The organism is Clostridium sp. CAG:43 (genome assembly GCF_000434655.1).
In the GTDB taxonomy this organism is placed as follows: domain Bacteria; phylum Bacillota; class Clostridia; order Lachnospirales; family Lachnospiraceae; genus Otoolea; species Otoolea fessa.
Window position 1 is genome coordinate 20,387 of record NZ_FR895072.1, and the last position, 749, is coordinate 21,135.

Annotated in this window: 1 protein-coding gene; it reads right to left on the bottom strand. The window is 50.1% G+C overall.

Annotation, left to right across the window (positions count from 1 at the left end):
* A partial coding sequence (locus QVO97_RS05855; RefSeq protein ID WP_288189107.1) for a hypothetical protein occupies nucleotides 1-749 on the bottom strand: 749 nt, incomplete at both ends.

Sequence of the window (749 nt, forward strand, 5' to 3'; positions counted from 1 at the left end):
TCCCTCTTTTTCCGTAAACGGATCGGTGTGCCCACTTTCCGCATAAGTGTTATGTGCATAGGTGCCTTCCGGTGTCGTCGCTATATTTTTGACGATTTTTATCTTCTGGCGGATCACTCGCTCCAGTACACCCAGCGGTTCTTTCCTTGTCCCGGCATCCTGATAGGTGGTCTCCTGCCCCGGGTACGCCAGTGCCACCGGGACCACATAGGAATCATCCCCTGTCAGGCCGGAACGTCCAGAATCGACATATGCCTTTGCCCGCGCCTGTTTTATCCACGTGTAATAGCTGGAACTGTTCATCTGGTGGCCGGCAAAGAAACCATTTCCCAGAATTGCGGCTTCTTCCTCGTTCAGTGTAACCTTCTTCTCTTTCAATACCGCCTTAAATCCCAGCTCTTCCAGCACGCCTGCATTTGTTTTTTTCACGCCAAAACTGTCGGTAAAATTCGCGTTGACCCGCAGTATGTATCTCCCATCTGCATTCCGGGCTGCTGCCTGATGAACCCATTTTGTCTCCGTTACCTCCCGCTGCTGTGTTTCTGTCTTTTCCCGGTAAATAACCACCTGGATCGGCTGCCCATCCGCATCATATGGAATTTCCCCGGTTTTGTAATAGACATTTACCTCATTTTCCTTCGGAACAATCGTACCATCTCCCTCAATCACAGCATCTGTCTGCAAAAGTGCCGACGCCATCACCTGATTTCCAGCGGTAGTTTCCCTATAATCAGTATACGTTCCAAATG